Raw genomic sequence first — 21,587 nt, 5'->3', positions numbered from 1 at the left:
GATCCAATAAGTGATAAGGAGTCGTCACACATGTTTATAAAAAATGCTTGGTATGTTGCCTGCCGTCCTGAGGATATTCAGGATAAGCCTCTTGGTCGTACCATTTGTGGAGAAAAAATTGTTTTCTATCGAGGCAAAGAAAATAAAGTCGCTGCGGTTGAGGATTTCTGTCCACATCGGGGTGCGCCCTTATCTTTAGGTTATGTCGAAGATGGCAATCTGGTTTGCGGCTATCATGGTCTGGTCATGGGCTGCGAAGGTAAAACCATATCCATGCCAGCACAGCGTGTAACAGGTTTTCCATGTAATAAATCCTATGCCGTTGTAGAAAAATTTGGATTTATCTGGGTTTGGCCAGGTGAAAAAACTTTAGCGAATGAAGCTGATTTGCCTGTATTAGAATGGGCAGATCATCCAGAGTGGAGCTATGGCGGTGGCTTATTTCATATTCAATGTGACTACCGCCTCATGATTGATAATCTCATGGATCTTACCCATGAAACCTATGTACATTCGAGCAGTATTGGTCAAAAAGAAATTGACGAAGCGTTGCCCGTTACTAAAGTCGATGGTGATCATGTCATTACCGAACGTTATATGGAGAATGTATCTGCCCCTCCATTTTGGCAAATGGCACTGCGTGGCAACCAGCTAGCAGATGATGTAGCAGTAGACCGTTGGCAGCGCTGTCATTTTTTTGCGCCAAGTAATGTTCATATCGAAGTAGGCGTCGCACATGCAGGTCACGGTGGCTATCATGCAGCCAAAGACAAAAAAGTATCATCGATTGTGGTGGATTTTATTACGCCTGAAACCGAAACATCGCATTGGTATTTCTGGGGAATGGCTCGTAACTTCCAACCAGAGAATGTCGAGCTGACCGAGCAGATCCGCGAAGGACAAGGTAAGATTTTTACTGAAGATCTGGAAATGCTGGAACAACAGCAACAAAATATTTTACGCAATCCTCAACGTCAGTTGCTGATGCTGAATATAGATGCAGGCGGGGTACAGTCACGTAAAATTATTGATCGCTTGCTTGCCAAAGAAAATCCACCATCTCCTGATAGCCAAAACCGAAAATTTCCCAATATTCGCGTGATTTAAGGAGTACAGCACATGGATGTGATCATCAATAAAATTCATCAACTCACCTCAAACATTCGTGCATTTGAGTTAATTTCAGCTAATCATACCGCTTTGCCCATTTTCGAGGCAGGTTCGCATATTGACGTTCACTTAAAAAATGGACTAATACGACAATATTCACTTTCCAATTGTTGTAGTGAAACCCATCGTTACGTGATTGGCGTTTTACATGATGTAAATTCACGTGGTGGGTCACGTTGCATCCATACCGAATATCGAGAAGGTGATCGACTGAGCATTGGTAAACCGCGCAATTTATTTAAAATCCATCCTGAAACTCAGCAAGCTGTTTTATTTGCAGGTGGCATTGGAATTACGCCTATTATTTCCATGGCCTATCGTCTGAGACAACAACACATTCCTTTTGAATTACATTATTTTGTACGTCGCCATGAAATGATCGCCTTTTTTGGCAATTTGACTGAGCATTTCCCAAATCAAATCCATTTTCATATTCAGGATCAGCCAGAAACTCAGTGTAATATGCAAGATGTTCTAAAAGAGGTTTCAACACAACGACATTTATATGTCTGTGGTCCAACGGGTTTTATGCAGTTTGTGATGGATTCAGCCCAGCAGGCAGGTTGGTCAAGTGAGCAATTGCATCAGGAACATTTTGTCGCACAACAGTTAGATCAAAGTGAAAATGAGGCATTTACTATTGAAGTGCTTGGCTCAGATCGTAAAATCGAAGTTCATCCACATCAAACTGCCACTCAGGCTTTACTGGAAAATGGTTTTGAAGTGCCAATATCGTGCGAACAGGGCGTTTGTGGAACCTGTATCACCCGTGTAATAGCAGGCACACCTGATCATCGTGATGTATTTATGACTGATGATGAGCATTCTCTCAATAACCAATTTACCCCCTGCTGTTCACGCGCCAAATCAAAAACACTGGTGATTGATCTGGCTTAAAACTTTGCTGTTTTTCTCCTATACATTTCATCAAGCCCATGTGTAGGAGTTTTTTCAAAGTCATGTCGATAAGATATGTTTGACTGTTTCGCCTAACATCACGACAGCACTATGTTCTCGCATCAAACTTTCAGCACGTCCTGCCTGACGTTGAACTAAAGCATCATAGATAGAACAATGCTGTAAATGAGCATAATGTAGACGGCGATATTCCGATAGCGCACGAGATTGGTCATAGGTCAATGCTTGTGCAGAGGCCATCGGCAATTGATTATTTTTCGCCAAAGCCTGTGTTAAAGCGATATTCCCTGCCCCCTGAATAACCGTATCGTGAAAAATAACATTCCAGTGATGATAGCTTTCCAATTCTTCGTCACCAAATTCAGTTTTGCCCTCAAATAACTTTTCAGTTTGTTCAATACAGTGACTTAAGTTTTTTTTCTGTTCCTCGGTTATTCCCTTTTCTGCCAATGTTTTTGCAGCCAAACCTTCAAGCACCCCACGAACTTGCAAAGCATCCCGTATAAGGTCATCCGAAATTTCACGCACGATATAACCACGGGTTGGATTCTTAATGAGCAGTCCTTCCTGCTCAAGCAAGCGAAAAGCCATTCTCACCGGCTGCCGAGAGACCCCAAGCATTTCAGCCGTTGGAATTTCCGCAATACGGCTGCCACCTTCAAGTTCACCTGCAATAATCATTTTTCTGAGTTTAATTAAAACTTGTTGCCCTGAAGACATAACAGACACTTGTAATGGAAAATCTCAATCGATGCTAACAAGATCGATATGTTGATGACAATGCTTTTCTTATTGTTTAGCCTCAAAAAAAACAAATGAAAAAAGCAGCTTAATGGGCTACTTTTTTTCATTCGCTACGATCAATCAATATTTGCCAGAGAAATTGGCACTGATCCGCTGCGCCAGATAATCCTTTGCAGTAATGTCAGGATATTTGCCTTGAGGACTTTGAATCAATACATCCTCATTGGCTTGACAGAAAAAAGCCAAACTATAACGTGCACCTTGATATTCATGATCCGCTGGATTTTTTACACGATGGAAATTAGATGGTAAAACGTCATCACTCCAACGCATCAACATATCACCAATATTACACGTGATTAAATCTTCACGTGGCTCGATCGAAGTCCATGCACGATTTTCCATTTCCTTGCCTGGGCAAACCTGTAAACCCCCTTGTCCTTTTTGTTGGAATAATAAAGTTAGGCAGTCAAAATCGGTATGTGCACCTGCACGCCACAAACCGAGTTCATCTTTAAGCGCAGGATCGACAGCAAAATAATGCAACATGCGTAAGGTGCTTTGATAGGTTTCTTTAGATGGATCATGCGCCAAAGTGAAGAAATCTTCAGAAAAACCCATTTTATAGGCAAAACAAGACAGAATTTTCATGCCTACCGACCAACATTGGCTTTCAAAATTCAATACTTGCGCTTTAAAATCTGGCAATTCTTGTTGGGTCGGCCATAAGTTGCTCATGCGGGGACGCGTGATTTGATAAGATTCTTTTTGATCTGGCGTTTTAGTAGATGGACGAATTTGTGCCTTGCTTTCCCAACCTGCATTACGGTTTAGGGGATATTGTGCTTTAACTTCACGTGGCAAAGCAAAAAATTGTTCTGCCAAACCAAATGCATGCTGAATCTCTTTTTGCGGAATGCCGTGATTGGCAACTTGAAAAAAACCAATCTCAACCGCTGCATTCCAGAGTTGATCGGCAATTTCATATTTGCGATTTTCAAAATCACTGAGGTCGATAATCCGTACTTCACGTTGGGTTTCCGTTCCCATCACGCCCATCACGGATTCTTTTTTTAATTCTTCTAAAGAAAATTCGGTATTGGTATTTAAACTGTTCATGCTTGTCACTTACATTAAAAAAGGAACTTTAATGATGTGACTCAATGTCATGAAAATGGGTCGAACATTCAATTGAGCCACGCTAAACAACATCATTATTTTCGCAAGGAAAATACATGTCGCTTAGAGCAATGACCCACATAATGAATAAATCAATATGTTGACAGCTTATACTCTAATCAAACTTAAGCAATGATTATGCCAGATTAGAAATTATTTTTAAATTTTCTACTTTTCCAAGTCCTTAGAATATTTGATACTCCGTTATTGAGCACTTTTTCAAAAATAGATCACTCAGATATGCCTCACTTTAGTGCAATTAATGCACCACTATGGAAAATTTAACTGATAAAAATCTTAACTTTTAGTTTCTTAAAATCAATGTAAATCATGATAAATACATTTTAGATATATACACAACTCATTGTTGTTGTTTTAAATTTCCCGCAAATTATGCCTTATACTGCGCAAAAATTAGGATCACATAGAATAAGAATAGATTTTTTCTAAAAACTTTAGTCATTATTAGGATGCTATCTTCAGCTTAAGAAATATTCTAGGCATAGACTATAAGCAATATTTACGTAATCAATCTGATGACAGCTTGTATCAAGCCAGAATCAATAGATTGATTCCCAATGTTATATTGACGATTGAGCAAAAGTTTTAAGATTAGACAGTAAGCTCTTTTTTAAAGTTGCATTTAAGCCCTCTTCCATCAAGAGAAGGACATCGTTGAATATTTTGTCATATTTCAAAACGAAAATCAGGCATTTAGTACTGGATTTAGTGTCTGAAACAACAGCGGTATAGAGCTTTCCATTATGCTTTAATAATCCCAAAACAATCATTTTATCAGCAGCAGCTCTTGCAGTTACACCAAGCATGAAAAACTTTAGCAATTTTAATTGGCTATTTGCAATTCAAGGTTGAGAGTTGTTAATTTGATTTTTTACTTATATGCTTATTTTTTCATGCCATGATTGTAGGTATTATGTAGATAATATACTCCACAAGCCTTTGAAAATGAAACTTGCAGATGTGCCATTTTATATTGATATGATTTGCCAAGACCTTAGTTATGATGACTTTATGGAATACCATCAAGGGTTATTTGAAGGCATCTGTAATGATGAAGAAATATCTAAAAAATTTTCCACAATTACAAACTCACACCAAAAATTCATTGAAGTATTAAAAAACAATGAAGATTTTTGGGAATTTTTTGATGTCGGTTGCGCGAAGTGGGCTAGTAGTTTGGTTGTTATGGCTCATAGTCAATGTGATGATGTGCGAATGAGAGCGGCTAAAAATAACAAGTTAATTGCACATGAGTTAATGAATGATAAAAGTCCTGATGTTCGGGCTTCCTGTATATATGCTTCAACAAAGATTTCAGATGTACTTTTAAACGATACACATCACTATGTTCGTGCTGTAGTTGCTGTGAAAAGTGAAGAATATGGTTTGAAATTAATGAATGATTCTTCTGACTTTGTACGAGAGTGGTGTGCAAAATGGGAGGTGTGTGCTAGACAGTATGTAAATGACAAAAGTTTAAAAGTTAGATGGAATGCGCTGTATCAGCATAAAAATCTAGCTGAACTCTTTATCAACGATGAATCGGCTGATATTAAATTATTGTGTTTTCATATAGACAAATCTTTTGCATCAAAACTAAAAACTGACCTAGACTCTAAAATTCGCAAAAACGTGTTGGTTGAACTACCTGAAATGGCTGAATACTTCTTAAATGATGAAAGCGAAGATATTAGAAACTTAGCACTTAACAAGTTAAATTCAACCAAGTAATGCAAATAGCCTTTTAATTGAATTTTCTTATTTAATTTACAATTGGTTAGCTTCATTTTCCTAGATTAGCACATTGCGAATCTAGTACAGCCCTTAGAAAATTAATATTCTACCCTCAGCATTACATGACAAAGGCTTTTAAAACACTTATATATGCTGTTCTTGCTGAGATTCTTCTGATCGTTGAATAGTTTCACGAATATTAAGTAGAGCATTTTCAATATCGGTGAGCGACTTGGCATTACCACCACTCAGGGCTTGTCGCCATTTGCGTGCACCCGGAAGATTTTGAAATAAACCTAAAATATGTCGAGTAATAATCGAAAGAGGTGCACCTTCGGCTAAACGTTTTTCGATATAAGGCATCATCTGTTGCATGATGTTAAATCGATCTGGCATGTCTAAGTTCCAGAATTGTCCAAATTCCGCAAGTAAATAAGGATTATGATAGGCTTCACGACCAATCATGACGCCATCTACATGTTGCAGGTGTTGTTGTGTTTCTTCAAAAGTCTTGATGCCACCGTTAATTTCAATGGTCAAATTTGGACGTTCACGTTTTAAACGATAGACATCTTCATAGCGTAATGGAGGAACTTCGCGATTTTCCTTCGGTGATAAACCCTGCAAAATCGCAATGCGAGCATGTACCACAAAATGCGTACAACCAGTTGCAGCAACAGTATCTACAAAATGCAGCATTTCGTCATAAGACTGCATATCATCTATCCCAATCCGATGTTTGACTGTCACGGGAATACTGACAGTTTTTTGCATCTGATCAATACATTCAGCAACAAGGTTGGGTTCAGCCATTAAACATGCACCAATCTTATTGTTCTGCACACGGTCACTTGGGCAACCGACATTTAAGTTGACCTCGTTATAGCCCCAATCCTCAGCCATTTTAGTGCAAGTGGCTAATTCTTTTGGATTAGAGCCACCCAGTTGCAACACAATCGGATGTTCTTGTGAATTAAAATCCAAATGACGTTTGGCATCACCATGAATAATCGCGCCTGTCGTTACCATTTCGGTATACAGCACAATATTGGGATTAAATAGTCGTGCAAAAAAACGGTAGTCTCGGGTTGTCCAATCCATCATCGGGGCAACGCTGATTCTGAAATCTTTAGTATTTTCAATTTTGTCTGATTTAATCATTAAAAATCATCCATATATGTTGATGTTGATACTAAATTATTTGCAACCATTCAGGCCTAATTTGCACCGTTTCGATTAGAATCTATACCATCTTTGAGCCATAAAGGCGCAAATTTTATGGTGTAAATTTTGCGGGTACTATACCACAATGAAAACTTAAGCATGGAACAATCCGTTATCGTGTGGAGATCAGAATTAATAAAAAGAATTTCCTGTATTTAAAGAAAGTCAGACATTTTTTACCAAGCGTTTGACTGGCTTTTAAATCGATAAGCATGAAGCAGAAATTGATAAAATCCAGAAATTTTATTTGAGTCAACCAAATTCGATGGGGATAAGATGGGTAAATTAACCCATTTTTAACCCACAGAAAGCAAAAATGTAGTCAAACCATGTCGAATTGCATCGACAAATAACCAAATAAAAAAGCCTTTAAGTATTAAACTTAAAGACTTTTTATATTTCATCGGATTGCTCCGAATCGAATTTTGGTGGAGGTGGCGGGAGTTGAACCCGCGTCCGCCAGCACTACACTCGAGAATACTACATGCTTAGATATCGTCTATTATTTTAACACCAAGTGACCCGACGAACAGGGTACAAGTTGCGATCCTCTAAGTTTGGTATAAAGTCCCGAGGCTTGACTCTATACGGACTTGTGTGCGTGCGCTACAGTCGGGTTCCTAAACCACAAGTATTCTAGGAAGCGGACAAGCGGCCCTTAGGCAGCTAGAGCGTAAGTTTCGTCGTTTGCGACTATTAAAATGCAAATTTTATTTACGAGAGAAAATGCGCTCTCGGCATGCATCTATGAGCTTCATCACCAGCGTCGAAGCCAATAACACCCCCAGATGAGTTCATACATCATAACACAGGCGGCAAAAATTGCTATGCAATTTATAACCAACTAGATTCTACTGATGTATTTAACATGATAATTGAGATAATATTTTATTTTTCAAGTCTATCTATAACAAATATGAGCTATTTACTTGCACTCGATCAGGGAACGACTTCTAGCCGCGCGATTATTTTTGATGAACAGGGACGTGTTCATGCAACCGCTCAACGCGAAACAAAAATAAGAACCCCACATTCAGGTTGGGTCGAACAAGATGCCGATGAAATCTGGTCAAGTCAGATAGCAGTGGTACAGCAGGCTTTAGCCTCTGCACATGTCTTGGCAAAGGATATTAAAGCACTAGGACTGACCAATCAGCGTGAAACGACGGTGGTATGGGATAAACGTACTGGCAAAGCACTAGCACCTGCTATTATTTGGCAGGATCGTCGTGCGACAGACTGGTGCAGTGGCCTAATCCAACAAAAATTGCAGGATAAAGTCCATCATAAAACAGGACTGCGAATCGACCCTTACTTTAGCGCAGGCAAATTGGTCTGGCTGCTTGAGAATGTAGACGGACTAAGAGCGCTCGCAAAGCAAGGACATGTTGCTTTTGGAACGATCGATAGTTGGTTAATCTGGAATTTAACTCAAGGCGCAGAACACGTCATTGAAGTCAGTAATGCTTCAAGAACCATGCTCATGAATCTTCAGACTCAAAGCTGGGATGAAGAATTGCTCGAATTGTTTCATATCCCGGCTTCGGTTCTTCCAACTATTATTTCATCTGATGCTTATATAGCTGATACAGCACCTGGGCTACTAGGTAGCACCATTCCGATCGCGGGTGTTTTAGGTGATCAGCAAGCCGCCCTATTTGGACAGTCATGCTTTGAAATAGGTACAGCAAAAAATACCTATGGAACAGGATGCTTCATGCTGTTTAATACTGGCGAGGAATTACAATTTAGTCAAAATCAACTGCTGACCACGCTGGCATGGCAATGTCAGAATCAAACCCGCTATGCGCTTGAAGGGAGTGTATTTATGGCTGGCGCAATTGTACAGTGGTTGCGTGATGGTTTAGGGATTATTCAGAGCAGTGTTCAGGTTGAACAATTGGCCAATCAGGTCAAAAGCAGTGAGGGTGTAGTATTAGTTCCCGCTTTCACGGGCTTGGGTGCACCACACTGGGACAGTGAAGCACGTGCGTTATTGTGCGGGATGTCACGGGGAACCAATAAAGCACATATCGCGCGGGCGGCGCTTGAATCGATTGCTTTTCAAGTGTCGGATGTGCTTTGTGCCATGCAGTCAGATTTATCCCAACCTTTAAAAGAATTACGAGTCGATGGTGGAGCGAGTCAGAATGATATGCTGATGCAATTTCAGGCAGATATTCTCAACGTCCCTGTATTACGGCCTAAAATGCTTGAATCAACGGCTTGGGGGGCGGCCGCGATGGCAGGTCTAAAGTCTGGCCTTTTTTCAAATCTCAACGAAATCGCTGAGTCTTGGCAACTTGATCGTGCCTTTGAACCGCAAATGAACGAAGATGAACGTTCTCATCATCTTGAACGATGGCATCATGCGTTAAAACGTGCTAAATCAGATTTATATTGATTGTAACTTTTTATCGATTATTTCTATTTATCAAATTAGTGTCACTCTCAATATATTTATATGCGAGCTCTCGTCATATTTATATGCGAGCTCTCGTCATTATTTTTTAATTCAGAACTAAATCCAGTAAAAATTGATTTATTTAAATTCTTTTTTACCAAATTTTAGCCAAATGGCACTGAATTAAAACCATGATAAATTTATATTTTTTTATAAATGTTTCAGACTTGTGAAATATTATTACATTCCTTAAAACACTTTTTAAGGTTCAGACGATAGCATCATTCCGCCAAGCAAATACATTGTTATTGATATGTGTAAATAATGTAAGAACGAGTTTGAACGATGATTTATGACGGACAAGTAGCAGATAGTTATCAAACACAGAATGCCCCCCAAGTGACTGTGACTGAAAACAGGGAAAGATCAGCACCGTTTTCTTTTGGATCGGATGGTTCACGTAGCCAGATCGATATCCACAAATTCGTTGCTAAATTAAAAAGTATCAGTGGTAACTACAGCACGGCAAAATGTGCCAAAAGTGTTCGTATCGCTTTGCAATCTGCGGGTGCCAAGATCGTCAGCCACCCTATTGCTGCTTCTGACTGGGGCGACACTTTAACCAAAATTGGTTATCGACAAATTCAACCTGAGTTTGATCATCCACAAAAGGGTGATATTTATATTATTAAACGCACCCCAAATCATGTATATGGACATATTGCGGGTTACAGCGGTAGTCAGTGGATTTCTGATTTTAAGCAGCAAAGCTACGATGTATATAAAGATAATAATGTCACATATACCTATTATCGCCCGTTGTAAGCTTAAAATAGTATATTAATAATGAACGAAGCTTATTTAGGCTTCGTTTTTTTCATGTCTAATTTTTTCAAAACTTCAGCCGCTGCAATCATGCCAAAGCTGGAAGTCACCATTACCGATGAACCATAGCCGCCACAGCGTAAACCCGCACTCGCGCATAGATTGTTTTGTAAGGTAGGTTGTTCGAGCGAATAAATACAGGTCATCCCGAATTTTTCTTTTGGCTTTTTGCAAATTCCTTTAGCACGTAATTGACTGCGTAATTTTGCCAACATCGGGTCTTGTTCAGTTTTGGACAGATCAGCCACTCGAATTTTGAGCGGATCAATTTTTCCACCTGCGCCGCCCGAGACTATTAAAGGGATTTTATTAAAACGACAATGCAGCATTAAAGCCAGTTTGGCTTTGACATCATCAATACAGTCCAAGATCACATCGGGTTTAGACATCAATAGGTCTGCGACATTCACAGATGAAAGAAAATCATCGATCACGTTGACCTTGATCCGCGGGTTAATCTGACGACAGCGTTCCGCCATGACTTCTGCTTTTTCCTGCCCCAAAGTTGAAGATAGCGCAGGTAACTGACGATTAATATTGGAAGCGGCCAATACATCCATATCCACCAGTGTCAATTCGCCAATCCCTGTACGTGCAAGTGCTTCCACAGCCCAACTTCCAACACCGCCAATTCCAATCACCATAACATGACTTTTTTTATAATGAGTAAACGCATCATCACCATATATCTTGGCAACGCCTGCAAAACGGCGGTCATATTCATCGGTTTGGAGTTCAGTCATTACATCTTCTTTCAGGAATTTTTCAGCATGCTATTTTACTGGGTTTAATTTGAGAATGTTAGTGCCTGAATTTGACAACCGCCTTCTTGCCGTGAAGAAGGCGGTTAAAGGAACTGAGTTATTTTTATGCCGCAATCAAATTGCGCAATACATAATGCAAAATACCGCCTGCCTTAAAGTATTCGACTTCATTTAGAGTATCAATACGGCATAACACTTTAAACTGATCGGTTGAGCCATCCTCACGTTTCACCGTGATATCCAGTGTTTGATGGGGTTGAATATCATCCGAAAGCCCAGAAATCGACAACTGTTCTTTACCTGTCAGGCTCAGCGATTGACGATTTTGTCCATCCACAAACTGAAGTGGCAGCACGCCCATACCCACCAGATTTGAACGGTGAATACGCTCAAAACTTTCTGCAATGACTGCTTTTACACCTAAAAGATTGGTTCCTTTTGCCGCCCAGTCACGTGATGAGCCTGTACCGTATTCTTTACCTGCAACAATGACCAATGGCGTTTGATCTTCTTTATATCGCATGGCTGCATCATAAATCGCCAATTTTTCACCTGTTGGAATATAAATGGTATTACCACCTTCTTCACCACCAAGCATTTCATTTTTAATACGGATATTGGCAAAGGTACCGCGCATCATCACTTCATGGTTACCACGGCGCGAACCATAAGAGTTAAAGTCTTTAGGCTCAATTCCATGTTCCTGTAAGTAACGTCCCGCTGGGCTGTCTTTTTTGATATTTCCCGCAGGAGAAATATGATCGGTGGTGACTGAATCACCCAATACCGCTAAAATCCGTGCTGAATCAATATTGGTGATGGATTCTGGCGGCTGATCGATACCCTCAAAAAACGGTGGATGACGGATATACGTCGAATCATCTTCCCACTCATAAGTTTTACTTTGTGGAATTTGAATCGATTTCCAACTCTCGTCGCCCTCAAATACAGCCGCGTATTCCTTGTGGAACATATCCGTATTCACTTTCTGCAAAACTTCTGCAATTTCAGCACTGCTCGGCCAGATATCTTTTAAATAAATATCCTCGCCATTTTTGCCCTGCCCAATCGGTTCAGAAGTTAAATCTTTACGAATGGTTCCCGCCAATCCATAAGCCACAACTAAGGGAGGAGAAGCTAACCAATTGGTTTTCACCAAAGGATGTACTCGACCTTCAAAGTTACGGTTGCCAGACAAGACAGATGCGACATTTAAATCATATTTTTGAATCGCGGCCTCAATCGGATCTGGTAATGGACCTGAGTTACCAATACAAGTGGTACAACCATAACCCACAAGGTTATAACCTAATTCATCCAGATATGGGGTCACACCCGCAGCAGCCAAATAATCCGTGACGACCTTAGAACCCGGAGCCAGAGAGCTTTTTACCCATGGCTTACGTTGCAAACCTTTTTCAATGGCTTTTTTAGCCAGCAACCCTGCCGCCAACATCACACTTGGATTCGATGTATTGGTACACGATGTAATCGCTGAAATCACCACATCACCATGATGCAGCTCATAACGTTCGCCATCAATCACACAATGGGCTGTTTCAGGTTCAAAATTGGCTTGCTGTGCATCAACCGCTGTCCCGCCACCGCCTTCATTTTCTAAACGTTCTTTTTCAGGCTTTGTTGGCTTTAAAGTCAAATCCATGACAGCTTGAAACGTTTCAGGTACTTTGGCCAATACCACACGATCCTGTGGACGTTTTGGTCCTGCCAAACTGGCCTCAACCGTTGCCATATCTAGCGTTAAAGTATCGGTAAAGACAGGTTCGTCACCTGTACTACGCCACAAACCCTGTTCTTTGCTATAGGCTTCGACCAACGCAATACGATCAGCTTTACGTCCTGTTAAACGCATATATTCAAGGGTAATATCATCTATCGGGAAAAAACCACATGTCGCACCATATTCAGGTGCCATATTGGCAATCGTTGCCCGATCTGCCAATGGTAAGTCCGCTAGACCATCACCATAAAATTCAACAAATTTACCCACGACGCCTTTTTGACGAAGCATTTGGGTAATTGTCAGCACTAAATCTGTTGCAGTAATCCCTTCTTTCAATTTTCCTGTCAGTTTAAATCCGATCACTTCTGGAATCAGCATGGAAATCGGTTGACCTAACATCGCAGCTTCAGCCTCGATCCCACCGACGCCCCAACCCAATACGCCCAAGCCATTGATCATGGTGGTATGTGAATCTGTTCCGACCAAAGTGTCGGGAAAAGCAAAAGTTTGTCCTTGTTCCTCACCCGTCCAAACCGCTTGAGCCAGATATTCCAGATTGACCTGATGGCAAATCCCTGTTCCGGGTGGCACTACACTAAAGTTATTAAAAGCAGACTGTCCCCAACGTAAAAACTGATAACGCTCGCCGTTACGCTGCATTTCAATTTCGACATTTTCTTCAAAAGCATGATCATTGGCAAAATGATCGACCATCACCGAATGGTCAATCACCAGATCAACAGGCGAAAGTGGATTAATTTTTTCAGGGTCTCCACCCGCTTTGGCCATAGCAGCACGCATTGCAGCCAAATCGACCACCGCAGGCACGCCTGTAAAATCCTGCATTAGCACACGTGCAGGACGATATTGAATTTCCTGATCCGATGTTTTGGTTTTTTGCCAATCGACTAAGGCATGGATATGCGCAGCGCTTACCGTCTGATCATCTTCAAAGCGTAACAAATTTTCTAATAATACTTTTAAGGATTTGGGAAGCTTGTGAATATCACCGAGCTTCGGGGCTGCTTGTTGCAAACTAAAAATTTGATATTGAGCTGAACCGACATTGAGTGTTTTTAAAGCATTAAAACTATTGATTTTGCTATAGCTGGCCATGCGGCTATCCTCCGGTTTGGCTATGTTCTTTTAAAGTTTCATTGGCTTCTTTTAATGTATGCCACTTTTAAAATTAGAATGTTTTCTTTTGGTTATACTTTTGAATGTACTTGTTTTTTATTGCGTTAATTGAAGTGCGTTCAATGAATTTTCCCATACTTTTTGGGCAACAGTTGCTTCATTGATGGCTAAACTTGCCGCTAAACCCTCTAATACATAAGGTAAATTCACAGGCGTGTTTCGGGTCCGATGTTCGGTCGAATGTTGACAACACAATGGCGTCATATCGGGACAATCCGTTTCCAGAACCAAATGTTCAAGTCCAACTTCTGCAACGACACGATGCAGTTTTTTCGCATTTGGATTGGTAATTTGCCCAGTGATACCCAACTTAAAGCCAAGTTGAATAAAAGCTTTGGCTTCTTCAACACCACCACTAAAAGCATGTGCGATACCGCCCAACTTAAAATGTTGCTGTTTTAAAATCTGTAACACATCTGCATGTGCTTTTCGAATATGCAATAACACAGGTTTGTTATACTGCGTTGCTAAATTCAGTTGATCCGTGAAATATTGTTTTTGTTTCAGATAAAGTTCTGACTGTTTATGCTGTGGCAAAAAAGTATCAAGTCCAATTTCTCCGACAGCAATACAGGACTCTTGTTTTAAAATTTGTTCCAATCGCTCCAAATGATCTGGTGCATGCTGCTCAATATAAAAAGGATGCAGCCCCGGAGCCAAATAGCTGATAGGAGCATGCTGTAACTGATTTAATTCATGTTGAATACGAATCAAATCTGCAAATCTGGACTCGCTAAAGCCAATTAAAATCAGTCTTTCTACACCAACAGCTTTGGCTTGTTGTGCCAGTTCCTTCCGATCAGGATCAAAATCTGGCACATCAAAATGCGTATGCGTATCAAATAGTGAAAAATGCATCCCTTAACTCTGTGGCTTATGATGCTGCGCATTCACCACAGGCTCAGAAGTTGCCTGAGTATGTGGTAAATATTCAGCTTTTAAAATACCGTTGAGTTGATCATAAGGAATCACCAAACGTGGTAACCCTGCCGAATAAGGTCCAATTTCATATTCACCATATTGTAAAATTAAACCTTGCTCGCCTAATAGGAAGTTATCTGAAAGCTTAAACTTCCAAGCTTGTTCATAATCGTTGACATTATCCGCAAGTTTAGAGTCCATCACCCATGCTTTAAAAGCATCATGTGCTTTAGCTTCCAGTGCCTTTCTCTGATTGGGCAAGAGCAAATCATTCAGCTGAATTTGCTTTTGTTGCTTCAAATCAAAGTTGTAATACTGCTGTGCCGAAGAACCATGCGCACCACCTAAATAGCTACTGGTGTTTAAAACCACAGTCGCGATCGGTTCTTGAGATTTTAAAATTGAGGGTTTAATCATGATATTAATCTGATGATTGGCACTCAACGCTTTTAATTCTTTATCCATCTCGACAAAAGATTGAACATAGGGCTCAACTTGTTGCTGCATTTTTTGCTGGTCAGATACAGGTTCTGAACTCGCAGCAACATCATCTGATTTCGATGGATTCGTTGCAGGTGTTGAAGCCGCCTGCTCTTTTTGATTAATCTCTGAAATATCCAAAATTTGTTTTAAGTTCTTTAAAATTTCCCGATCCATGATTTGATCAATAAAAGGGAAATTACTCTGTAAACGTTCAACCACAAATTGAGGGCAGTTCTTGCCTGAACAATCTGGCAAATTCACAGCTAATCGTACAGATGACCCTTCAAGTGCCAACACTTGTGGTTGCACTTCAGAAGCTGCATTTTGCTTCTGGTCAGTATCTTCAGGTTTAGACTTGGGCTGACAAGCAGTGAGCAATAAAGCACAGACCGCAACTGCCAAACTAAGTTTTGCAGTAGATTGTTTTCTTTGTGGAGCTGGAAACAGCGAATATTTAGATTGCAACATTTGTCATTGCCTAACAAAAAATAATTTTCAATTCATGCTAATGTAACTTGATCATGCTTGACCAGTATTGTGTAAATTTCAATACAGATTAAAACATTTTGTGATAAATCTCAGGCTGTAACAATGCTTTAGTTTGCGCTGTTGATAAATAAATATCAAATTGACCCGCTCGTTTGCTAATTTGATTGGCACGATAGTGCAGTCCAATCCCTTCGCTATCAAAAAACCAGTCCGCCTGCCCCCAATATAATTTTTTCGGCGCTTCGGCCTGTACTTCAGCCGATTGTTGCTTCAACCATTTTTGATAATGATCCTGAACAATTTGATTCATGTTACTTTGTTGATTCTTCTGTAAAATATCCAGAATGTTGACTTCTTTTTGCAGTTTGCGATTGGCCACAAAAAAATAATAACGATCTTTTACGGTGACTTCTTCTTGTTTTGAGTTTAGGCCAACTTGCAATAATACATATTCATTACGCTGCGAAGCGACTCGCGTGGTGATATGGAGCTCATAAGCCTGATTTTTAGAATACTGATCCTGCCAATTATCGGATTTGGCAACATAGGCATTAATAGCTTTTTGCAAATTGATTTTCTGATTTTGACCGATTTGCGCCTGTACCACATACGCCAGTTTTTGCTCAACCCAGCTATTAAGCCAACTGTCTTTAGTCTGAATACTTTGTATATCAATATCAATACAGTTTTTCTTTTCACAAAAAGGCAACGCATATTTGGCTTTGCTTTCCTGAATATCCAAATAAGGTAAAATCTCTGCTTTATCGTGTGAAGTAGCCGACTTTTCCTGCTCAGCTTTCTGATCATGATCGCTTTTTGTGCAAGCAGCCAGCATGGACAATATCCCGATTAAACCCACCATCAAGAACTGTTTTGTCATCTGCATGATGCTTATCCCAAACCAATCAAAGCGTCTACTTTAAAATAAAAAACAGCTTCCCGAAAGAAGCTGCTGCATGCAATTTAGTGTTCGCGTGTATTGCGGAACTCAATATCAGGCCAGCGTTCCTGCATAATTTGCAAATTAACACGACTCGGTGCCAGATAAGTCAAATGACCACCACCATCCAGTGACAATTGATCATGCGCCTTTTTCTTAAAGTCATTCATTTTTTTATCGTCATCACAGTAGATCCAGCGCACGGTATTAATGTTGACTGGCTCATAAATACAATCGACTTTATATTCTTCTTTTAAGCGGTACGCGACGACATCAAACTGAAGTACCCCCACCGCACCGACGATCAAATCATTGCTATTTTGCGGCATAAACACTTGGGTTGCCCCTTCTTCTGACAACTCCTTTAAACCTTTTTGTAGTTGTTTGGATTTGAGAGGATCACGTAAACGGACACGACGGAACATTTCTGGGGCAAAGTGTGGAATACCAGTAAAATGCAATTTTTCACCACTGGTAAAGGTATCCCCAATCTGAATGGTGCCGTGATTATGTAAACCAATAATATCACCCGGCCAAGCTTCTTCCAGATGCTCACGCTCACCCGCAAGGAAGGTCAATGCATCTGAAATACGCACATCTTTTCCAATACGCACGTGATTCATCTTCAAACCTTTTTCATATTTGCCTGAGCAAATACGCATAAAGGCAATACGGTCACGATGTTTCGGATCCATATTGGCCTGAATTTTAAAGACAAAACCACTAAAGCCTTCTTCCGTCGCTTCAACGGTACGTTCCTGCGTGGGATGTGCTTTCGGCTCTGGCGCCCATTGAATAAAAGCATCAAGTACATGATCAACGGCAAAGTTACCCAAAGCTGTACCAAAAAGTACAGGCGTTTGTTTACCTTGCAGGAACAAATCACGATCTAAAGGTTCATTGGCCATTTGCACCAGTTCTAACGACTCTTCAAATGAAGCCCAAGCCAATTCACCGACTTTTTCACGAATATCAGCATGATCATAACCATCACGCACTTCGATATCGGTAATGGTTGAACCAAAACCTGCCTTATAGACATATAATTTATCTTCAAGAATATTATAAACACCCGCAAAGTCGCGTCCCATGCCTAAAGGCCATGTAATAGGAACACAGCGAATATTCAAAACATTTTCGATTTCATCCAGAAGTTCTAAAGGCTCTCGAATTTCTCGGTCCATTTTGTTGACGAAAGAAATGATCGGTGTATCACGCATACGACACACTTCCATCAATTTAATGGTTCGTTCCTCGACCCCTTTTGCACCATCAATCACCATCAATGCCGAGTCTACTGCGGTTAGAGTACGGTAGGTATCTTCGGAAAAGTCTTCATGTCCCGGCGTATCGAGTAGGTTAATGGTATGTTGTTTATAGGGGAACTGCATCACTGACGTGGTAATCGAAATCCCGCGTTCTTTTTCCATTTCCATCCAGTCAGATGTCGCTGCACGGTCAGATTTACGGCTTTTTACCATACCTGCAACCTGAATGGCTTTACCCCATAACAGTAATTTTTCTGTCATGGTCGTTTTACCCGCATCGGGATGCGAAATGATGGCAAAGGTTCTACGCGCACTCACTTCTTGCGCTAACTGATCTTTAAACATGTATAAATCTTCATATTGAACATCGTTGCGGTAAACACGATTTGTTACCTAGATGTAAGAAAACTAAAATTGGCGCAATTGTAGCAGAAATAGCAAAAGGATAAATCGCCACATCCGTTTCTGTGGATGAAATCTGTTTTATCCACAAGCTATCTTCGGCAGTCAGCGCCTAAATACCAAAACTGTTTATTGTTTATTGCTTTCTTACATCGGATGTATCCAATACAAATTTCAATGATGATATCTGGTATTTAGCAAAGTTGAAAATCTGTTCTCGACCTTGCTTACTTTTTTTGAAGAAAAAATGAATTATTTCGTCTATTTTCGAATCAATGATTCCGCTAAGATTTAGCACGAATAATCATGTTGGTCGCTGTAGCATGCGCATATAATTTACCGTTTTCGTCACGTAAATAGCCTTCTGAAATCACCAGATTTTTGCCCATATTAATCACCTTGCCTTCAGCGATCAGCTTTTGATTAAATGGCATCGGACGACACATTTTAATAGCTAGATCTGTCGTGCCATACGCCTCTCCTGCCGCCAAAACAGTATGTGTAGCACAACCTGTCACTGAGTCAAGTACTGTGGCAGCAAACCCACCATGCACACCACCTAAAGGATTGGTATGTCGTTCATCCGCAATCGCTTCAAATACAATTCGCCCATGTTCAACTTCAAGTGGTTGCATCGGCATGGTTTTCGCAATACCAGGTGCGGGAAATAAGCCTTGAGCAAAGGCCTGCATTATTTCCAATCCTGTCATTTTTTTTAAATCCATGATTCATTCTCTCCTGTGCTACCTTTTTTAAATACTTAGATAATTAAAATCGTATAAATCTTGCTGTATTAAAATGAGCATTCGTCCTTAACATCAGCAGATCTCAATACTATACACAATCGAGTTCCAAAAAAGAACTTAATATGGTAAAAAATTACCGAACTATTTAAATTATTAAAATAATTTAAATAGTTCGGTAATTTACAAAAAACATTTAAGCAAATTGGTGATTTTCTTTATATATAGCAAGACGATCTACTGAAACAGGCGTACCCAATAGATAACCTTGTAGCTGATGGCAACCTAAACGACTTAAAATTTCGGCTTGTAGAGGGGTTTCCACGCCTTCTGCTGTAACACATAATCCTAATTTTGTTGCTAGCTGAATAATACTTTCCAGAATAATTTCTTCTTTCGAACCTGATTCAAGGTTCACAATAAAACCACGATCAATCTTAAGCTCATCTACAGGTAAATCTTTTAAATAAAGAAAACTAGAATGACCTGTACCAAAATCATCAATGGCAATCCGGATACCCAAATCACGTAAACGCTCAAAAGTGCGAATACTCATATCAATATGACGCATCGCAGTTGACTCAGTAATTTCGATAATTAAATGATTAGGTTGAATATTATATTTTTCTATTAAACTTTCAAGAGTCGAAAATAATTTTCTGTTTTCAAATTGAATTGCAGAAAGATTAACGGCAATCGGATAAAAAGGAATATTATTATGGACCCATTCCTGAATCTGCTTACAGGCCTCTTCAAGCGCCCAATAGCCCATTGGAACAATCAAACCCGTTTTTTCCGCCCCATCAATAAACATATGGGGAGTGAGTAATCCCAATGTTGGATGTTGCCAGCGAATTAAAGCTTCAACCCCACAAATTTTTTGATGAATGGTAAACTTCGGCTGGTAAAATAATACAAATTGTTGCTCATCTACAGCCTTATACAAATCATTGATTAATTTAGACTGACTTTTTGCCTCATCCTGTACGCTGGAATAACTAAACAATGTACTGGTATTACGTCCTTGCTCTTTAGAAATCAACATGGCCGCATCAGCATTAATTAATAAATCTTGTAAATTTGCCCCATGTTCAGGATACATTGCGATCCCCACACTGGCCGATACATTAATTTCTTTGCCAATAATGAGATAGGTTTCCTGAACCTGCTGCAAAATATCTTCAGCTTTTTCCATAGCTTCTGCAATAGTCGAGTTTTCAATGATCAGTAAAAACTCATCCCCCCCTATTCTCAAAAACTTACTTCGTTCATTTAAATGGCGGTAAACACGATTCGCCATCTGAATCAATAACTGGTCTCCTACATGATGACCAAAAGCATCATTGACTGACTTAAAGCGATCCAAATCTAAATATAAAAAAGCAATATTCTGCTCACGTAAACGGTGTTCTGCAAAAATGACTTGCGCATAATCAACTAAAAATAAACGATTGGGTAATTTGGTTAGATTATCTTTGGTTGCTAGACCTGCAAGTTCTTTATTTAATTGTGAAAGTGCATGATTACGCTCCTCCAGCCTGAGTTCTAGAACAGCAACACAAAAACCAGCAACCAAAATCAGGCTAGTCACAAACAGGATAGTAAATAAGAGCAGTCCCTGACCTGCTTCATAAACCATCATGACATGATTATTATGAGTCGAAATGAATGTAGTCGCAGCCATACCCGTATAATGCATCCCCACAATACTGAGCGCCATTGTCACCGCTATTGCTAGTTTTAACCCAGATTTTCGTCCAATTGCACTTTTATATTTGAAAATGAGAAAAAAAGCTAAACCTGAACCACTAATCGCAATGAGTACTGAAAATACAACAATCAAAGGATCATAGACCAGATGATGATTTTCGATCACCAAGCCCATCATACCCGTATAATGCATCCCTGAAATTCCCAAACCCATGAGAACAGAGCCAATCACAAGACGAGGCAAAGGTAAAGTTGGACGTGACGTTAACCAAAGTGCGAACAGTGAAGCTACTGCTGCAATCAGGTAGGACAATATGGTTAAGCCTAGATCGAAAGAATAGCCTTCAGGTAAATGGCAGGCAAACATCCCAACAAAATGCATCGACCAAATAGCAAAGCCCAAAATAAGACTGCTAGAAATTAGAATCCATTTTTCAAAATGCTTGTAGGTGTCTTTAAAAATTAATTGTTCTGTAGAAATGGCTACATAGCACACGATGACAGCGACTAGAACTGAACCGAGTACAAAGGTATAGTCATAATCAACATGTACCATACAAAATTTCCATGGTTATTAGATACTTGTTTTTATTTTGAAAGCTAAATAAACAGCCCTCTCCCTGCTCACTTTTACCTTCTTAACATCA

At 39.9% G+C, this 21,587-nt stretch carries 16 protein-coding genes, 1 other RNA gene and 1 pseudogene; 5 read left to right on the top strand and 13 right to left on the bottom strand.

Annotated elements, in window-relative coordinates; translation table 11 throughout:
- Window positions 1-30 precede the first annotated feature (30 nt).
- Window positions 31-1,107, top strand: a complete 1,077-nt coding sequence (locus I6L31_RS14215) for an aromatic ring-hydroxylating dioxygenase subunit alpha (RefSeq protein WP_005002948.1) — start codon at window positions 31-33, stop codon at window positions 1,105-1,107.
- A gap of 12 nt (window positions 1,108-1,119) precedes the next feature.
- Window positions 1,120-2,067 carry a PDR/VanB family oxidoreductase gene (locus I6L31_RS14210; protein WP_005002946.1) on the top strand — a complete coding sequence of 316 codons (948 nt, stop codon included), beginning with the start codon at window positions 1,120-1,122 and terminating at the stop codon, window positions 2,065-2,067.
- A 60-nt stretch (window positions 2,068-2,127) separates the two neighbouring features.
- On the opposite strand, the gene I6L31_RS14205 is transcribed toward I6L31_RS14210, so the two are convergent.
- The 3 genes and pseudogenes from I6L31_RS14205 to I6L31_RS18595 all read right to left on the bottom strand — a co-directional run.
- Complete coding sequence (locus I6L31_RS14205) at window positions 2,128-2,808, bottom strand: GntR family transcriptional regulator (RefSeq protein ID WP_004996178.1); 681 nt, start codon at window positions 2,806-2,808, stop codon at window positions 2,128-2,130.
- A gap of 144 nt (window positions 2,809-2,952) precedes the next feature.
- Window positions 2,953-3,951: an isopenicillin N synthase family dioxygenase gene (locus I6L31_RS14200; protein WP_004996174.1), complete on the bottom strand. Its 999-nt coding sequence runs from the start codon at window positions 3,949-3,951 to the stop codon at window positions 2,953-2,955.
- Between the two features lie 776 nt (window positions 3,952-4,727).
- Window positions 4,728-4,832: pseudogene (locus I6L31_RS18595) on the bottom strand (IS1595 family transposase); the annotation flags it as partial.
- A gap of 145 nt (window positions 4,833-4,977) precedes the next feature.
- On the opposite strand from I6L31_RS18595, the gene I6L31_RS14190 reads away from it, so the two are divergent.
- Complete coding sequence (locus tag I6L31_RS14190) at window positions 4,978-5,763, top strand: HEAT repeat domain-containing protein (RefSeq protein ID WP_005002944.1); 786 nt, start codon at window positions 4,978-4,980, stop codon at window positions 5,761-5,763.
- 147 nt (window positions 5,764-5,910) lie between these two features.
- Here the strand turns inward: I6L31_RS14190 and dusA are convergent, their stop codons facing one another.
- Both dusA and ssrA read right to left on the bottom strand, forming a co-directional pair.
- The gene (gene dusA / locus I6L31_RS14185) at window positions 5,911-6,927 is read right to left on the bottom strand and encodes a tRNA dihydrouridine(20/20a) synthase DusA (RefSeq protein WP_005002943.1); all 1,017 of its coding nucleotides are present in this window, start codon (window positions 6,925-6,927) and stop codon (window positions 5,911-5,913) included.
- Between the two features lie 489 nt (window positions 6,928-7,416).
- Window positions 7,417-7,776: a transfer-messenger RNA gene (gene ssrA, locus I6L31_RS14180) on the bottom strand.
- 130 nt (window positions 7,777-7,906) lie between these two features.
- Between ssrA and glpK the strand changes: the two genes are divergently transcribed.
- Together glpK and I6L31_RS14170 are read left to right on the top strand one after the other, a co-directional pair.
- On the top strand, window positions 7,907-9,394 hold the full coding sequence (gene glpK / locus I6L31_RS14175) for a glycerol kinase GlpK (protein WP_005002941.1): 1,488 nt from the start codon (window positions 7,907-7,909) through the stop codon (window positions 9,392-9,394).
- Between the two features lie 345 nt (window positions 9,395-9,739).
- Window positions 9,740-10,219: a hypothetical protein gene (locus tag I6L31_RS14170; protein ID WP_004996081.1), complete on the top strand. Its 480-nt coding sequence runs from the start codon at window positions 9,740-9,742 to the stop codon at window positions 10,217-10,219.
- Window positions 10,220-10,251: 32 nt separating this feature from the next.
- On the opposite strand, the gene I6L31_RS14165 is transcribed toward I6L31_RS14170, so the two are convergent.
- The 8 genes from I6L31_RS14165 to I6L31_RS14130 form a co-directional block, all read right to left on the bottom strand.
- Complete coding sequence (locus I6L31_RS14165; RefSeq protein ID WP_005002940.1) at window positions 10,252-11,022, bottom strand: tRNA threonylcarbamoyladenosine dehydratase; 771 nt, start codon at window positions 11,020-11,022, stop codon at window positions 10,252-10,254.
- 124 nt (window positions 11,023-11,146) lie between these two features.
- Window positions 11,147-13,903 (bottom strand): aconitate hydratase AcnA, encoded by a 2,757-nt coding sequence (gene acnA / locus I6L31_RS14160; RefSeq protein WP_005002939.1) that lies wholly within the window; start codon window positions 13,901-13,903, stop codon window positions 11,147-11,149.
- A gap of 117 nt (window positions 13,904-14,020) precedes the next feature.
- Window positions 14,021-14,842, bottom strand: a complete 822-nt coding sequence (locus I6L31_RS14155) for a TatD family hydrolase (protein ID WP_005002938.1) — start codon at window positions 14,840-14,842, stop codon at window positions 14,021-14,023.
- A 3-nt stretch (window positions 14,843-14,845) separates the two neighbouring features.
- Complete coding sequence (locus I6L31_RS14150; protein WP_005002934.1) at window positions 14,846-15,856, bottom strand: RsiV family protein; 1,011 nt, start codon at window positions 15,854-15,856, stop codon at window positions 14,846-14,848.
- Window positions 15,857-15,944: 88 nt separating this feature from the next.
- Entirely contained in the window at window positions 15,945-16,763 is an 819-nt protein-coding gene (locus tag I6L31_RS14145) for a hypothetical protein (RefSeq protein WP_005002931.1), read from the bottom strand.
- Window positions 16,764-16,840: 77 nt separating this feature from the next.
- Window positions 16,841-18,430: a peptide chain release factor 3 gene (locus tag I6L31_RS14140; RefSeq protein ID WP_005002929.1), complete on the bottom strand. Its 1,590-nt coding sequence runs from the start codon at window positions 18,428-18,430 to the stop codon at window positions 16,841-16,843.
- A 341-nt stretch (window positions 18,431-18,771) separates the two neighbouring features.
- Window positions 18,772-19,212, bottom strand: a complete 441-nt coding sequence (locus I6L31_RS14135) for a PaaI family thioesterase (RefSeq protein WP_004990861.1) — start codon at window positions 19,210-19,212, stop codon at window positions 18,772-18,774.
- 214 nt (window positions 19,213-19,426) lie between these two features.
- A complete protein-coding gene (locus tag I6L31_RS14130) occupies window positions 19,427-21,496 on the bottom strand; it encodes a bifunctional diguanylate cyclase/phosphodiesterase (protein ID WP_005002926.1) in 2,070 nt (689 codons plus the stop codon).
- Between the last annotated feature and the right edge of the window lie 91 nt (window positions 21,497-21,587).

Source organism: Acinetobacter septicus, from assembly GCF_019355975.1.
In the GTDB taxonomy this organism is placed as follows: Bacteria; Pseudomonadota; Gammaproteobacteria; order Pseudomonadales; family Moraxellaceae; genus Acinetobacter; species Acinetobacter ursingii.
Note: the sequence above shows the minus strand (reverse complement) of the source record. Positions and strands in the feature narration are given on the sequence as shown.

Coding starts and splice junctions, on each gene's coding strand:
- I6L31_RS14135 (WP_004990861.1), bottom strand. CDS start 19,212: ATGGATTTAAAAAAAATGACAGGATTGGAAATAATGCAGGCCTTTGCT.
- dusA (WP_005002943.1), bottom strand. CDS start 6,927: ATGATTAAATCAGACAAAATTGAAAATACTAAAGATTTCAGAATCAGC.
- I6L31_RS14170 (WP_004996081.1), top strand. CDS start 9,740: ATGATTTATGACGGACAAGTAGCAGATAGTTATCAAACACAGAATGCC.
- glpK (WP_005002941.1), top strand. CDS start 7,907: ATGAGCTATTTACTTGCACTCGATCAGGGAACGACTTCTAGCCGCGCG.
- I6L31_RS14145 (WP_005002931.1), bottom strand. CDS start 16,763: ATGCAGATGACAAAACAGTTCTTGATGGTGGGTTTAATCGGGATATTG.
- I6L31_RS14130 (WP_005002926.1), bottom strand. CDS start 21,496: ATGGTACATGTTGATTATGACTATACCTTTGTACTCGGTTCAGTTCTA.
- I6L31_RS14200 (WP_004996174.1), bottom strand. CDS start 3,951: ATGAACAGTTTAAATACCAATACCGAATTTTCTTTAGAAGAATTAAAA.
- I6L31_RS14155 (WP_005002938.1), bottom strand. CDS start 14,842: ATGCATTTTTCACTATTTGATACGCATACGCATTTTGATGTGCCAGAT.
- acnA (WP_005002939.1), bottom strand. CDS start 13,903: ATGGCCAGCTATAGCAAAATCAATAGTTTTAATGCTTTAAAAACACTC.
- I6L31_RS14150 (WP_005002934.1), bottom strand. CDS start 15,856: ATGTTGCAATCTAAATATTCGCTGTTTCCAGCTCCACAAAGAAAACAA.
- I6L31_RS14205 (WP_004996178.1), bottom strand. CDS start 2,808: ATGTCTTCAGGGCAACAAGTTTTAATTAAACTCAGAAAAATGATTATT.
- I6L31_RS14140 (WP_005002929.1), bottom strand. CDS start 18,430: ATGTTTAAAGATCAGTTAGCGCAAGAAGTGAGTGCGCGTAGAACCTTT.
- I6L31_RS14210 (WP_005002946.1), top strand. CDS start 1,120: ATGGATGTGATCATCAATAAAATTCATCAACTCACCTCAAACATTCGT.
- I6L31_RS14190 (WP_005002944.1), top strand. CDS start 4,978: ATGAAACTTGCAGATGTGCCATTTTATATTGATATGATTTGCCAAGAC.
- I6L31_RS14165 (WP_005002940.1), bottom strand. CDS start 11,022: ATGACTGAACTCCAAACCGATGAATATGACCGCCGTTTTGCAGGCGTT.
- I6L31_RS14215 (WP_005002948.1), top strand. CDS start 31: ATGTTTATAAAAAATGCTTGGTATGTTGCCTGCCGTCCTGAGGATATT.